Source organism: Haemophilus sp. HMSC061E01, assembly GCF_001810345.1.
In the GTDB taxonomy this organism is placed as follows: domain Bacteria; phylum Pseudomonadota; class Gammaproteobacteria; order Enterobacterales; family Pasteurellaceae; genus Haemophilus_D.
In genome coordinates this window covers 135,391-148,734 of the sequence record NZ_KV801003.1, presented here as the reverse complement: position 1 = coordinate 148,734, position 13,344 = coordinate 135,391, and the positions used below count along the sequence as shown (strand labels likewise).

Here is a 13,344-nt window from a genome sequence, read left to right as displayed (position 1 = left end):
GGTTTTGTACGTTCAAATTTTTCTTTAGACATTTGTTTAGTTTCCTAGAAAATGCTCTATAAGCCATTCGACTTATAGAGCGGATTGTTACAAAAAATTATTTTTTACGCGCTTCAATTACTGCAGCAGCAACACTTGTTGGCGCTTCAGCATATTTTAACGGTTCCATTGAGTATGATGCACGACCTTGAGTTTGTGAACGTAAGTCTGTTGCATAACCGAACATTTCAGAAAGTGGAACTTCTGCATCGATTTTAACAACGAATTCGTTCGCTTCTTGACCGTTAACCATAGCACGACGACGGCTTAAGTCACCGATTACATCACCCACATACTCAGGTGGAGTTTCTACTTCAACTTTCATGATTGGCTCAAGTAGAACTGGGTTTGCTTTAGCGAACGCTGCTTTAAATGCTAAAGAAGCTGCTAATTTAAACGCTAATTCTGATGAGTCAACATCATGGTATGAACCGAAGTGTAAACGTACACCAATATCTACTACCGGATAACCCGCTAATGGACCAGATTTAAGCTGTTCTTGGATACCTTTATCAACTGCAGGAATGTATTCACCAGGGATTACACCACCTTTGATTTCGTTTACAAATTCGTAACCAGGACCTTCTGGATCTAATGGGTATAAGTCAATAACAACGTGACCATATTGACCGCGACCACCAGATTGTTTTGCGTGTTTACCTTCCACATCGTTAACACGAGTGCGGATAGTTTCACGGTAAGATACTTGTGGTTTACCGATATTAGCTTCCACTTTGAACTCACGTTTCATACGGTCAACGATGATGTCTAAGTGTAACTCACCCATACCAGAAATAATGGTTTCACCAGATTCTTCATCAGTGTGAACACGGAATGAAGGGTCTTCTTGAGCAAGACGACCTAATGCAAGACCCATTTTTTCTTGGTCAGCTTTAGTTTTAGGTTCTACTGCTACAGAGATTACTGGCTCTGGGAATTCCATACGCTCAAGGATGATTGGTGCATCGATAGCACATAATGTATCACCCGTAGTTACATCTTTTAAGCCGATTGCTGCAGCGATATCGCCCGCACGAACTTCTTTGATTTCTTCACGTTTGTTAGCGTGCATCTGTACGATACGACCAAAACGTTCACGTTTTTGACGTACAGAGTTTAATACTGTATCACCAGAGTTAATTACACCTGAGTACACACGGAAGAAGGTTAAGTTACCTACGAATGGGTCAGTTGCAATTTTGAATGCTAATGAAGAGAAAGGCTCATCATCGCTTGCGTGACGTTCACCTTCAGTTTCATCTGGGTTGATACCTTTGATTGCTGGAATATCAGTTGGTGCTGGTAAGTATTCAACAACTGCATCAAGCATCGCTTGAACACCTTTGTTTTTGAATGCAGAACCACAAGTTACCAAGATGATTTCGTTTGCTAATACGCGTTGACGAAGACCTGCTTTGATTTCTTCTTCGCTTAAGTCTTCACCACCAAGATATTTTTCCATTAATTCTTCAGTTGCTTCAGCTGCTGCATCAACAAGGTTTTGACGCCATTCTTCGCACGCTGCTTGCATATCTGCTGGAATATCTTCATAAGTGAAGGTCATACCTTGGTCAGCTTCGTTCCAGTTGATCGCTTTCATTTTGATCAAATCAACAACACCAGTGAAACTTTCTTCTGCACCGATTGGAAGTTGAAGAGGAACAGCATTCGCACCTAAACGAGTTTTAAGTTGTTCAACAACACGTAAGAAGTTAGCACCAGTACGGTCCATTTTGTTTACGAACGCAATACGTGGAACTTGATATTTGTTAGCTTGACGCCATACAGTTTCAGACTGAGGTTGAACACCACCAACCGCACAGTAAACCATTACCGCACCATCAAGAACACGCATAGAACGTTCTACTTCAACAGTAAAGTCTACGTGTCCCGGAGTATCGATAACGTTGATACGGTGTTGTGGGAACTGTTGTGACATACCAGACCAGAATGCGGTAGTTGCCGCAGAGGTAATGGTAATACCACGCTCTTGTTCTTGTTCCATCCAGTCCATTGTTGCTGCACCATCGTGTACTTCACCAATTTTGTGACTTACACCAGTGTAGAATAAGATACGTTCAGTGGTAGTAGTTTTACCAGCATCAATATGCGCACTAATACCGATATTACGATATCTTTCAATAGGGGTTGTACGAGCCATTATTATAACCTTGTTAAGTTTAATATCTGTTTATATAAGGGTAAGGCTTCATCGAGGATGAAGCCCTTAAATTTTAAAAGCGTATTACCAACGGAAGTGAGCAAATGCTTTATTAGCTTCAGCCATACGGTGAACGTCTTCACGTTTTTTCACAGCTGCACCTTTGTTATCTGATGCATCAGATAATTCATTTGCAAGACGTAAAGCCATTGATTTATCACCGCGTTTACGTGCAGCTTCAACGATCCAACGCATACCTAATGCGTTACGACGAACTGGACGTACTTCAACTGGCACTTGGTAAGTAGAACCACCAACACGACGAGATTTAACCTCAACGGTTGGGCGAACGTTTTCAAGTGCAATTTCAAATGCTTCTAAAGGTTCTTTACCTGTGCGTTCTGCAAGTTTGTCTAACGCACCGTAAACGATGGTTTCAGCAACGGATTTTTTACCGTCTACCATTAATACATTAATAAATTTTGCAAGTAACTCTGAACCGAACTTCGGATCTGGAAGAATCTTGCGTGGTTCAACACTACGACGACGTGGCATTGCGAATTTCTCCGTATATTTAATCTTCAGGATATCCAAAACTCTATAAAAATTAACCGCACTTTAAAGTGAGTTAATGTGATACTGGAGTTTCTGATTTAAATTTTTACTAATTTAGACGTTTGGCCTTACTTAACGGAGTTCCATTAAGCTTTAGGACGTTTAACGCCGTATTTAGAACGACCTTGTTTACGATCTTTAACGCCTGCACAGTCTAATGCGCCGCGTACAGTGTGGTAACGAACACCTGGTAAGTCTTTAACACGACCACCACGGATAAGCACAACACTGTGCTCTTGAAGGTTGTGACCTTCACCGCCGATGTAAGAAGTTACTTCAAAGCCATTAGTTAAACGAATACGACATACTTTACGTAATGCTGAGTTCGGTTTTTTAGGTGTAGTTGTGTATACACGAGTGCACACACCACGTTTCTGCGGGCAAGCCTCTAATGCAGGAACGTTACTTTTTACAACCTTTTTCACACGCGGTTTGCGTACTAGCTGGTTGATAGTTGCCATTAAAAAAGCTCCAGTTTAAATGTTATTCATAATAGAATGTTTGTTACAAAATCTATCTCTCTATCCAATAGACAGAAGAAATAGACGCTGAATTTTAATGGTTTCACCTCGCATTGTCAATATTTAAACAGAAATAGGATCGCAAAGGATCGCTTGACAAAAAATCTAGGTGAAATAGACCGCACTTTGTCAAATCAATTGCCTGCCTGAAGCCAGGGTTTTATAATTCCAAACAGAATTATTTTGTTGGCAATCATTATGTTACGTTCATTCATTTTTCATTTACGTTATTTCTATCACAAAAAACTTCGACAAACGCATCGTATCTCTCATAAAACACTCGAATTTGTATGTTTACTGATTGGTGCAACGTTTGTTGCCCTCTTTTCCTTTGGATTTGCCAAGCTAGCCGATATCGGACTTGAATTTAATGCCTATTGGTCTGCTAAATACCCTCTCGCCGTTTGGATCGTTTTACCGCTTGGTCTTGCTTTCCTCACTTGGTTTACTGCCAAATACACGCCTTATGTTGGCGGCAGCGGTATTCCACAAGTGATTGCCTCCATTAATCTTCCTTACAATGGCTATAAAACGAAACTTGTTAAATTTCGTCAAACCATTTGGAAAATTCCACTTACTTTCTTTGCAATGGTTATCGGTGCGTCTGTTGGGCGTGAAGGCCCTTCTGTTCAAGTGGGTGCTGCAGTCATGCTAGCTTGGGGGAATTTCTGTCGTAAATACAACTTTGCTTTCCGCGGCTTAAGTACGAATGAGCTCATCGCAACGGGTGCAGCTGGCGGTCTTGCAGCCGCCTTTAATGCGCCTTTAGCTGGGGTGATTTTTGCCATTGAAGAACTTGGTCGAGGCGTGATGTTACGCTGGGAACGACGCGTGTTACTTGGTGTATTAGCCGCTGGTTTTATTTTAGTGGCGATTCAAGGCAATAGCCCTTACTTTCCTGTTTATAGGGGCACAACCTCTATTCCTTATTTATATCTTTGGCTTGCCATTTGTGGCGTCATCTGCGGTGTACTGGGTGGTATATTTGGACGACTCCTTGCCAAAGGTCTCGCGGGACTTTCTCCAATCAAATGGCGTGACTGGATTCGTAAACACCCTATTTATATTGCCTTATTACTTGGTTTATTGCTTGCGGCTATGGGCACCTACAGCGAAGGACAAACCTATGGAACAGGTTATGATGTTGTTGCAAGAGCATTAGAAGGACAACTCGTTTCGCCTGAAGTGGGGATACTAAAACTCTTCGCAACGGTTACGACTTATTGGAATGGCATCGCAGGCGGAATTTTTACGCCATCTCTCACTACTGGCGCGGGTATCGGCACCATGTTATGGGAAATCAGCAATGGCATGGTTGATCAACGCTTCCTCGTCATTTTATGTATGGCCGCCTTTTTAGCCGGCGGCACACAATCCCCCGTGACAGCGAGTGTGGTTGTGATGGAAATGACCGGGGCTCAACCAGTGCTGATTTGGCTCTTGATTTCCAGTATCATTGCCTCCATAATTTCGCGCCAATTTAGTCCGAAACCTTTTTACCACTTTGCGGCTGGACGTTTCCGTCAACGAATGCAGGAACAACAAGCAGAAGATCTGCGCCGTAACGAGATTCAAGAGAAATAAAATATGTCAGAAAACCAACCGCACTTTTATCGTGGCCGCTTTTCCGTTGCGCCAATGTTAGATTGGACCACTCGCCATTGTCGCTATTTTCATCGCCAATTTAGTAAAAATGCGTTGCTTTATACTGAAATGGTCACGGCTCCCGCCATTATTCATGCGAAATACGATCATTTAGATTTTGATTTGCAAGAAAACCCAGTTGCCCTACAACTCGGTGGAAGCGATCCCGCACAGCTTAAACATTGTGCCAAATTAGCGGAAGAAAGAGGCTATCATGAAATTAATCTGAATGTGGGCTGCCCTTCTGATCGCGTGCAAAATGGTATGTTTGGTGCTTGCTTGATGGCAAAAGCGGATTTAGTAGCAGAATGTATTGCAGAAATGCAAAGTGTCGTGAATATTCCTGTCACCGTGAAAACGCGTATTGGCATTGATGATTTGGATAGCTATGAATTTCTCTGTGACTTTATCGAAAAAGTCCATCATGCAGGCTGCCAAGAATTTATTGTTCACGCACGAAAAGCCTGGCTTTCAGGATTAAGCCCAAAAGAGAATCGAGAAATTCCACCTTTGGATTACGATCGTGTTTATCAATTAAAGAAAGATTTTCCACAGTTAACCATTGCAATTAATGGCGGCATTAAAACCATCGAAGAAATGAAACATCATTTGCAATTTGTGGATGGCGTGATGGTTGGGCGTGAGGCTTATCAAAATCCGTCGTTGTTGGGCTATGTTGATCAAATGCTTTTTGATGCTAATGCGTATATCGTCACAGCAAGACAAGCAGTGGAAGCCATGTTCCCTTATATTGAAAAACAATTGAGCCAAGGGGTCTATTTAAATCATATCGTTCGACATATGCTTGGCGCGTTCCAAAACTGTAAAGGAGCGAGACAATGGCGACGCTATTTAAGTGAAAATGCCTTTAAACAAGGCGCAGGAATTGAAGTGGTTGAAACGGCATTAAGCTTTGTGGAAACGAATTAAGCCTAAAATGCAAAGTGCGGTCAGAATTTAATAGATTTTCTGACCGCACTTTTGTTTTCTGAGTATTTAATTAGCACTGATGTTTTTGACGATATGCCACCAAATCTTCTATTGTTAGTACTACATAACCAAATTTTTTCGCAAATTTAATAATTTCTGGTGCACGCGCCATGGTGCCATCATCATTGGTGATTTCACAAATCACACCAGCCGGTTTAAAACCACTTAAGCGTGCTAAATCAACTGAGGCTTCCGTATGACCGCGACGTGCTAAAACACCACCTTCTGCCGCTCGTAATGGGAAAACATGTCCAGGACGGTGAAGATCTGTGGGTTTTGCCTGATCTGCAATCGCAGCTTTAATGGTTGTTACTCGATCTTGTGCCGATACACCTGTCGACACACCTTCTGCCGCTTCAATCGTCACGGTAAACGCGGTTTTATTCACGCTATTGTTATGCTCTACCATCGGTGGCAAATCAAGCTGTTTGCATTGTTCATCGGTGATACATAAACACACGATACCGCTGCCATAACGAATAAGTTTTGCCATTTGTTCTGAAGTAATGGTTTCTGCAGGGAAAATTAAATCGCCTTCATTTTCGCGATCTTCATCATCCAACACTAATACACCATTACCTTGTTTGAACGCGTTCAATGCGTTAATTACCCGTTCTTCGCCGGTCGCACCAAATGCAGATAAAATTGACTGATTCATCGTAATTTCCTTTGTTGTTACGCTAAAATTAACCAGAATCAGGGCTGAGAAATGCAAATAAATAGAACAGAATTGGGAACCCAATCCGTTTTATTCTCTTTCATCCAGACTATACTGTCGGCTTTGGAATTTCACCAAATCTGCTAACCTTAAAAGTACAAAGCGAAACAATTTTGTAAAACGCAATCAAAATTGACCGCACTTTTAAGTGCTCGTGGGCTGTCACCACCGGTAGGGAATTTCACCCCGCCCTGAGAATGCAGGTCGTAGTATAACGCAAAATGTCACTGTAAAAAATCATTCAATGAAAAATGTTTTTATTTGCACAAAGATTGCATAAAATAGAACTATTCAGCCACCTCGCAGTGGTCATTTAGCGAAGGATACATTATGTCGAACAAACACGATAAAAAAGTGGGTGTGATTTTTGGAAAATTCTACCCTGTTCACACCGGCCATATTAATATGATTTATGAAGCATTTAGTAAAGTGGATGAGCTTCACGTGATTGTCTGTAGCGATACCGAACGCGATTTAAAGCTGTTTTATGATAGTAAAATGAAACGCATGCCTACGGTACAAGATCGCCTTCGCTGGATGCAACAAATCTTTAAATATCAAAACGATCATATTTTTATTCATCACTTAGTTGAAGATGGCATTCCAAGTTACCCAAATGGGTGGCAAGCTTGGAGTGAAGCGGTAAAAAATCTATTTGAAGAAAAACAATTTACCCCGACGATGGTATTTAGTAGTGAGCCACAAGACAAAGCGCCATACGAAAAATACTTAGGACTTGAAGTTTCTTTAGTGGATCCTGACCGCTCTTTCTTTAATGTATCTGCAACGAAAATTCGTACTACACCTTTCCAATATTGGAAATTCATTCCGAAAGAAGTCCGTCCATTCTTTGCGAAAACCATTGCCATTTTAGGCGGTGAAAGTAGTGGTAAAAGTGTGTTAGTCAGCAAACTGGCTGCCGTATTTAATACTACTTCTGCATGGGAATATGGTCGGGAATATGTCTTTGAAAAATTAGGTGGCGATGAGCAAGCCATGCAATATTCTGACTATCCACAAATGGCATTAGGTCACCAACGCTATATTGATTATGCCGTGCGTCATGCCCATAAAGTCGCGATTATTGATACTGACTTCATTACTACGCAAGCTTTTTGTATTCAATACGAAGGCAAAGCCCATCCGTTCTTAGATTCCATGATCAAAGAATACCCGTTTGATGTCACCATTTTATTGAAAAACAATACAAAATGGGTGGATGATGGCTTACGTAGTCTAGGCAGCCAAAAACAACGTCAACAATTCCAACAGTTATTGAAGAAATTGTTAGATAAATACAAAGTACCTTACATTGAAATTGAATCGCCAAGTTATTTAGACCGTTATAACCAGGTCAAATCTGTTGTGGAAAAAGTGTTAAATGATGAAGAACTTGAAGGTTTACCACATACTAAACGCACATTGACCACCGAGAAATAAGATGATTTTATTCGCAGGCGATCCGCACGGAAGTTACGAACATCTTTATCCTTTCGTACAAGAAGATGACAACGTTGCCCTGATTATTTTGGGTGACTTGCAACTTTCTTCGCCTGATGAATTAGATAAACTCGCAAAATATTGTGATATTTGGTTTATTCACGGCAACCATGATAGCAAAACCGTCGCCGCATTTGAGGCGATTTGGGGTACACATTGGAAATCACGTAATTTACATAATCGTGTTGTTGAAATCCAAGGTCAACGTATTGCTGGCTTAGGTGGCGTATTCCGAGGACAAATCTGGATGCCCCCCAATAAACCAATGTATTTTGACCCTATTCATTATTGCCAATATAGCCCTCAAGAAAAAATTTGGCGTGGCGGTGTACCATTACGTCATCGTACGTCTATTTTCCCTTCTGATATCGAAGCCATTGAAAATGAGCAAGCCGATATTCTGATTTGCCATGAAGCGCCGAAACCCCATCCAATGGGATTTCGTGTGATTAATCAACTCGCAGAAAAATTAGGGGTAAGGCACGTTTTCCACGGTCATCACCACGATAACGTCGAGTACAAGACAAATTTTCCTTATAAAATCACGAATGTCGGTTTTAGAAGTGTCACAGACATACACGGAAATTATTTATTAAAAACTATTGATGATCGAGAAAAATAATCAAATAAAGAACCAATTGTTTTTAATAAAAAGGAAAATTTGAAGAGAGAAGATGGCGCACCCGAAAGGATTCGAACCTTTGACCGCTCGGTTCGTAGCCGAGTACTCTATCCAGCTGAGCTACGGGTGCGTAGTGATGTTTTATTATCCCTGACCATTCTAACTGATAGAGTCGATTTAAAATGGCGCACCCGAGAGGATTCGAACCTCTGACCGCTCGGTTCGTAGCCGAGTACTCTATCCAGCTGAGCTACGGGTGCAGAATAAATAAAACTAACAACAAATGGCGGTGAGAGAGGGATTCGAACCCTCGATGGAGTTTTTGACCCCATACTCCCTTAGCAGGGGAGCGCCTTCAGCCTACTCGGCCATCTCACCACATTCGGTGTGTGGGCGGTATAATACGTTTTTTTGAAAATATGTCAAATCATTTTTTGAAAAAGCGATTTTGGTTGCTTGATTTATCTACATTTTGCATAAATAAAGTGCGGTTGAAAAAACAAATATATTTCTCACCGTACTTTAATTTTTATCATCTCTAGCCTTTTAAAATTGCCCGCAGACGATCAAGCTGACTAGAAGTTTGTTGTTGCTTCTGCTCTGCCGTTAATTTTGGCTTATCTTTTTCCCATTGCACATCATCTTGTGGCAACTCAGCCAAGAAACGACTCGGCTCTGGGCGAATTAACTCGCCAAACTGACGCCGTTCACGACAAAGAGAAAAAGTCAGCGTTTGTTGTGCTCGCGTAATGCCCACATAGGCTAGACGGCGTTCTTCTTCCACATTGTCTTCATCAATACTGGTTTGATGCGGCAAAATCCCCTCTTCCATACCGATTAAATACACATGAGGAAACTCTAAACCTTTAGAGGCATGTAGCGTCATCAATTGCACTTGATCACTCTCGTCATCGTCTTCGCCTCGCTCCATCATATCGCGCAAGGTTAAACGGGTAACTACTTGATTTAAAGTCATCGGCTCATTCACCTCATCACCTTTGAGCATATCCTCTACCCAGCTAAATAAGGTTGCCACGTTTTTACTTTGCATTTCGGCGGCTTTCTGGCTAGTGGCATACTCATACAAATATTCTTCGTAATGCAATGAAGAAAGTAAAGAACGCACAGCCGTTTCAGGATCGGAACGTAAACTTTGATCGTTTAACTCCACAATCCAACGACCAAATTTTTGCAAGGCATCATAAACTTTCGGTGTCACACGTTGCATGAGTTCAAACTCAAAAATCGCCTCAAATAAGCTGATATGTTTTTCCTGTGCCAACTCGCCTAGTTTTTGCAATGTTGCGGTACCAATTTCCCGTTTCGGCGTATTCACGATACGCAAAAAGGCCGCATCATCGTCTTGATTTACCACCAAACGCAAGTAGGCCATCATGTCCTTAATTTCAGCGCGGGAGAAAAAAGACGTCCCACCGGAAATTTTGTATGGAATACGGTTTTGCATCAGCACTTTTTCCAATAGACGGGATTGGTGATTACCGCGATACAAAATCGCATAATCCTTAAATTTGGTTTTACGGCTAAAACGATGAGCAATTAATTCTGCCACAATCCGTTCGGCTTCATGCTCTTCATTTTTCGCTTCAATGACTTGCAGTTTTTCACCTTCGCCCAAGTTGGAAAACAGTTTTTTATCGAACACGTGCTCGTTGTTATCAATCAAAATGTTAGCACAATGCAAAATACGATGAGTGGAGCGGTAATTTTGTTCTAATTTAATGACTTGCAAACTCGGAAAATCATCACGCAAGCGCACCATATTTTGGGGACGAGCACCTCGCCAAGAATAAATGGATTGATCGTCATCCCCCACCACCGTAAAGCAAGCTCGCTCGCCTACCAGTAATTTAATCAGTTCATATTGGCTAGTATTGGTATCTTGATATTCATCCACCAACAAATAGCGGATTTTCTCCTGCCATTTTGACCGCACTTCTTCGTTCTGTTTGAAAAGCAAGGTCGGCAACATAATTAAATCATCGAAATCCAACGCATTGTAAGCACGAATTTGCGCTGCATAACGCTCATAACATTTTGCAAAGGTTTGATATTTGGCATCTTTCGCTAAGGCATAAGCCTGTTTTGGCGAAACCAAATCATTCTTCCAGTTGGAAATAACCGAGATTAATTCACGCAGTAAATCCTTATCTTCCTGCAGCACATCTGCCGTCAGTTCTTTGAGTAAGGCTAGTTGATCGTGCTCATCAAACAAGGTCATATTGGATTTAAAGCCTAAGGCTTTATATTCCCGTTTGATAATATCGAAACCTAAGGTATGGAAAGTGGAAACAATCAATCCTTTAGATTTTTCTTTACCAATGGAATGGGCAACACGCTCTTTCATTTCACGGGCGGCTTTGTTGGTAAAGGTCACGGCGGCGATCTGTTTAGGTAAATAACCACAATGTTCAATCAAATGCGCAATCTTATTGATGATCACGCGGGTTTTGCCCGAGCCTGCGCCTGCCAGCACCAAGCAAGGTCCACTAACATATTCGACAGCCTGTTGTTGTTGAGGATTGAGTTTCATATCTTAATGCAAATTAATTTGACAACGCATAAGGCAATAATGCGGTATCTAATAAAAATGACAGCGGCAAATCTAAAATAGGTAATCCCCATTTTTGTGCCATCTCTAAATCATAAGCCGCCCCCGCGTAAGGTGTGTATTTCTCCGATGGGTCAATTAATTTCACCACCGTACCACAACCAGTTAACGCTAAAAGTGCGGTTAAAATCAGAAGTGTTTTTTTCATTCACGACGTGCTTTTAAGGCTAAATAGACGGCTTCCGGCACCAGTTCTTTCACATCGCCATGGTGCAAATAAATTTCTCGTACAATCGTGGAAGACACAAACGCCCATTTTTCTGTTGGTGGGAAGAACAAACTATCCACACCCTCGGTTAATAAACGGTTTAACGCAGCCAGTTGTAATTCATATTCGAAGTCCGTCGTTGTTCGCACGCCACGAATAATGGCGGTAATCTTTTTCGCTTTGATTTCATTTGCGAGTAAATCAGAGAATCCAAATACTTCCACATTGGGTAAATGAGCGACCGATTGACGCACGAGTTCAACGCGTTCTTCCAATGAGAATAATGGCTTTTTGCTCGGACTATTCGCAACCGCGACAAAAACTTTTGGGAAAATGACCGCACTTCGCGCAATGATATCTAAATGCCCGTTGGTAATCGGGTCAAACGTGCCAGGGTAAATTACGCTTGTCATTTATGGTTCTCCGAAATATTCGTTAAATAAGGGTGAAGCAAATCTAAAAGTCGCTGTAATGCACCACGATTTTCGATTAATACCTCGTAGCCCGCATTACCTAAACGCTGACGAGCCTCTTTTGAATTCAATAACTTATCAATAATCTCTGCCAATGCTTTCTCTGTTGAGTTGATTTGCAATACACCTTGCACCTCTAACAGCGAGGTAAAAACTTCAGGGAAATTAAATGTATGCTTTCCACTCACAACGGGTAATTTAAACGCTAAAGGTTCAAGCGGATTATGTCCGCCATGTTTAACCAAACTTCCGCCGACAAACGCAATATCAGAAATACCATACATCAGCATCAACTCACCCATGGTATCACCCAGAATCACTTGGGTATTTTCTGAAGGAATATCCCCCGTTGAACGACGAATAAAGTTAAAGTTGGCTTTTTCAATTAAATCCGCCACAGGATTAAAACGTTCAGGATGACGAGGCACCAGCAATAACAATAAGTTTGGATGTTTTTTTAGTAACAAATGATGCGCTTGTAAAATAAGCTCTTCTTCCCCTTCATGGGTGCTCGCAGCAATCCAAATTTGACGATCTTTCGCCCAGCTCTCATGAAGTATTGTAATGTCTTTGAGTAACTCGTCACTGACTACAAGATCATATTTAATATTGCCGGTTAATTGCAGACGATCTTTTTCATAACCTAACTCTAAATAACGCTTTCCGCTAATACTATCTTGCGGTGCAATCAAGCTGATTTGAGAAAACATTCGTTGTAGATGTTGTTTGACTTTGCCATAACGTCTCGCTGAACGCGCAGAAAGACGAGCATTCGCTACAATAAAAGGAATATTTCGATGAGCCAAACAATCAATCAAATTGGGCCAAAGTTCCGTTTCAATGACGATGAATACTTTAGGTTGAATAAAATCAATAAAACGATTGATGACACAAGGTAAATCGTAAGGCAAATAACAATGCGTCACGCTATCTCCGAACGCGGCTTTTACGCGTTCAGAGCCTGTTGGAGTAACCGTTGTGAACGTGATCGGTAAATGTGGATATTCCTTCTGAATACGTTTTACTAGTGGTGTAGCGGCAATTACTTCACCGACTGATGCAGCATGAATGACGATCCCATCTTGCACAGGCTTAGCAAGAGTCGCATAAAAACCATATCGCTCGCCTAAACGCTTACGATAATTCGGAGCTTTGAGACTTCGTAGTAACATGAATAACAGCACAAAAGGCTGAATCAGATACATCAGGCAGGTATAAAAAAAA

General features: G+C 41.4%; 12 protein-coding genes, 3 tRNA genes and 1 riboswitch. Of the genes, 4 read left to right on the top strand and 11 right to left on the bottom strand.

Going from position 1 to position 13,344, the window contains the following annotated elements; genetic code table 11:
• Positions 1–97: 97 nt before the first annotated feature.
• The 3 genes from fusA to rpsL form a co-directional block, all read right to left on the bottom strand.
• Positions 98–2,200, bottom strand: coding sequence for an elongation factor G (gene fusA, locus HMPREF2732_RS03410; RefSeq protein ID WP_049384788.1), 2,103 nt, complete (start codon positions 2,198–2,200; stop codon positions 98–100).
• 84 nt (positions 2,201–2,284) lie between these two features.
• Positions 2,285–2,755, bottom strand: a complete 471-nt coding sequence (gene rpsG, locus HMPREF2732_RS03405) for a 30S ribosomal protein S7 (RefSeq protein ID WP_005699184.1) — start codon at positions 2,753–2,755, stop codon at positions 2,285–2,287.
• A 146-nt stretch (positions 2,756–2,901) separates the two neighbouring features.
• Positions 2,902–3,276, bottom strand: coding sequence for a 30S ribosomal protein S12 (gene rpsL, locus HMPREF2732_RS03400; protein WP_005543325.1), 375 nt, complete (start codon positions 3,274–3,276; stop codon positions 2,902–2,904).
• A gap of 258 nt (positions 3,277–3,534) precedes the next feature.
• On the opposite strand from rpsL, the gene HMPREF2732_RS03395 reads away from it, so the two are divergent.
• Both HMPREF2732_RS03395 and dusA read left to right on the top strand, forming a co-directional pair.
• Complete coding sequence (locus HMPREF2732_RS03395) at positions 3,535–4,920, top strand: chloride channel protein (protein WP_070591160.1); 1,386 nt, start codon at positions 3,535–3,537, stop codon at positions 4,918–4,920.
• Between the two features lie 3 nt (positions 4,921–4,923).
• Positions 4,924–5,910 (top strand): tRNA dihydrouridine(20/20a) synthase DusA, encoded by a 987-nt coding sequence (gene dusA / locus HMPREF2732_RS03390; protein WP_070591157.1) that lies wholly within the window; start codon positions 4,924–4,926, stop codon positions 5,908–5,910.
• 70 nt (positions 5,911–5,980) lie between these two features.
• Here dusA and ribB read toward each other — a convergent pair whose 3' ends face one another.
• Positions 5,981–6,628, bottom strand: a complete 648-nt coding sequence (gene ribB / locus HMPREF2732_RS03385) for a 3,4-dihydroxy-2-butanone-4-phosphate synthase (protein ID WP_070591155.1) — start codon at positions 6,626–6,628, stop codon at positions 5,981–5,983.
• 88 nt (positions 6,629–6,716) lie between these two features.
• Positions 6,717–6,891, bottom strand: a riboswitch (FMN riboswitch).
• A 127-nt stretch (positions 6,892–7,018) separates the two neighbouring features.
• On the opposite strand from ribB, the gene nadR reads away from it, so the two are divergent.
• Entirely contained in the window at positions 7,019–8,128 is a 1,110-nt protein-coding gene (nadR, locus tag HMPREF2732_RS03380; RefSeq protein ID WP_083304340.1) for a multifunctional transcriptional regulator/nicotinamide-nucleotide adenylyltransferase/ribosylnicotinamide kinase NadR, read from the top strand.
• Between the two features lies 1 nt (position 8,129).
• Positions 8,130–8,810: a metallophosphoesterase family protein gene (locus tag HMPREF2732_RS03375; protein ID WP_070591153.1), complete on the top strand. Its 681-nt coding sequence runs from the start codon at positions 8,130–8,132 to the stop codon at positions 8,808–8,810.
• A 53-nt stretch (positions 8,811–8,863) separates the two neighbouring features.
• Here the strand turns inward: HMPREF2732_RS03375 and HMPREF2732_RS03370 are convergent.
• The 7 genes from HMPREF2732_RS03370 to waaA form a co-directional block, all read right to left on the bottom strand.
• Positions 8,864–8,940 (bottom strand) — tRNA-Arg (locus HMPREF2732_RS03370).
• Positions 8,941–8,993: 53 nt separating this feature from the next.
• Positions 8,994–9,070 (bottom strand) — tRNA-Arg (locus tag HMPREF2732_RS03365).
• Between the two features lie 24 nt (positions 9,071–9,094).
• Positions 9,095–9,188 (bottom strand) — tRNA-Ser (locus HMPREF2732_RS03360).
• 160 nt (positions 9,189–9,348) lie between these two features.
• Positions 9,349–11,361, bottom strand: coding sequence for a DNA helicase Rep (gene rep, locus HMPREF2732_RS03355; RefSeq protein WP_070591151.1), 2,013 nt, complete (start codon positions 11,359–11,361; stop codon positions 9,349–9,351).
• Between the two features lie 13 nt (positions 11,362–11,374).
• Entirely contained in the window at positions 11,375–11,587 is a 213-nt protein-coding gene (locus HMPREF2732_RS03350) for a YceK/YidQ family lipoprotein (RefSeq protein WP_070591149.1), read from the bottom strand.
• The gene (gene coaD / locus HMPREF2732_RS03345; protein WP_070591147.1) at positions 11,584–12,060 is read right to left on the bottom strand and encodes a pantetheine-phosphate adenylyltransferase; all 477 of its coding nucleotides are present in this window, start codon (positions 12,058–12,060) and stop codon (positions 11,584–11,586) included. Before coaD ends, HMPREF2732_RS03350 begins: the two co-directional genes overlap by 4 nt.
• A partial coding sequence (gene waaA, locus HMPREF2732_RS03340) for a lipid IV(A) 3-deoxy-D-manno-octulosonic acid transferase (RefSeq protein ID WP_186821525.1) occupies positions 12,057–13,344 on the bottom strand: 1,288 nt, incomplete at its 5' end. The genes waaA and coaD, both read right to left, overlap by 4 nt.

Excerpts from the sequence above, each read along its gene's own strand:
- fusA (WP_049384788.1), bottom strand. The coding sequence starts at position 2,200 with ATGGCTCGTACAACCCCTATTGAAAGATATCGTAATATCGGTATTAGT.
- HMPREF2732_RS03375 (WP_070591153.1), top strand. The coding sequence starts at position 8,130 with ATGATTTTATTCGCAGGCGATCCGCACGGAAGTTACGAACATCTTTAT.
- rpsL (WP_005543325.1), bottom strand. The coding sequence starts at position 3,276 with ATGGCAACTATCAACCAGCTAGTACGCAAACCGCGTGTGAAAAAGGTT.
- HMPREF2732_RS03350 (WP_070591149.1), bottom strand. The coding sequence starts at position 11,587 with ATGAAAAAAACACTTCTGATTTTAACCGCACTTTTAGCGTTAACTGGT.
- dusA (WP_070591157.1), top strand. The coding sequence starts at position 4,924 with ATGTCAGAAAACCAACCGCACTTTTATCGTGGCCGCTTTTCCGTTGCG.
- rep (WP_070591151.1), bottom strand. The coding sequence starts at position 11,361 with ATGAAACTCAATCCTCAACAACAACAGGCTGTCGAATATGTTAGTGGA.
- rpsG (WP_005699184.1), bottom strand. The coding sequence starts at position 2,755 with ATGCCACGTCGTCGTAGTGTTGAACCACGCAAGATTCTTCCAGATCCG.
- coaD (WP_070591147.1), bottom strand. The coding sequence starts at position 12,060 with ATGACAAGCGTAATTTACCCTGGCACGTTTGACCCGATTACCAACGGG.
- HMPREF2732_RS03395 (WP_070591160.1), top strand. The coding sequence starts at position 3,535 with ATGTTACGTTCATTCATTTTTCATTTACGTTATTTCTATCACAAAAAA.
- ribB (WP_070591155.1), bottom strand. The coding sequence starts at position 6,628 with ATGAATCAGTCAATTTTATCTGCATTTGGTGCGACCGGCGAAGAACGG.
- nadR (WP_083304340.1), top strand. The coding sequence starts at position 7,019 with ATGTCGAACAAACACGATAAAAAAGTGGGTGTGATTTTTGGAAAATTC.